The organism is Dellaglioa sp. CoH-57-MRSF-21, assembly GCF_056781915.1.
In genome coordinates, this window is the sequence record NZ_JBXAXU010000102.1 from 1 (window position 1) to 372 (window position 372).

The following is a 372-nucleotide window of genomic DNA, read 5'->3' on the forward strand; positions in this document are numbered from 1 at the left end:
GCGCCATCAATTGCTCGGTGGTCGGGCTCTTTCCGCCCTTCACCCATTCGCGGAAGATCAGGAACGCCATGATCTCGTTGCCTTCGTCCATCTCGGCCTGAAGCGTCTTGAGGAAGCCCTCCATGCGCTTGATCGGGGACTCACCCAGACCTTCGAGCGTCGGCGTGTCGTTCACGGGCAACCCGTACATCGTATTCATCTTGCGAACCGCCCACGGGAAGAAGTGGCCGATTTCCAAACCGCTCTCCGCAACGTCCTTCGACGCGGAGCCTACAACGTGATCATACTCATGCAGATTCAAACTACTCTCCTTAAAGTGTGTAATGGTTGGAGTTGTCCAACCACTCGGCTACCTTCTCGCCATAAACAGCT

At 55.9% G+C, this 372-nt stretch carries 1 protein-coding gene; it reads right to left on the reverse strand.

The window, feature by feature from the left end; all coding sequences use genetic code 11:
* The coding region (locus AC1RPQ_RS08145) for a hypothetical protein (RefSeq protein WP_481762283.1) at positions 1–301 on the reverse strand (301 nt) is incomplete at its 3' end.
* Positions 302–372 lie beyond the last annotated feature (71 nt).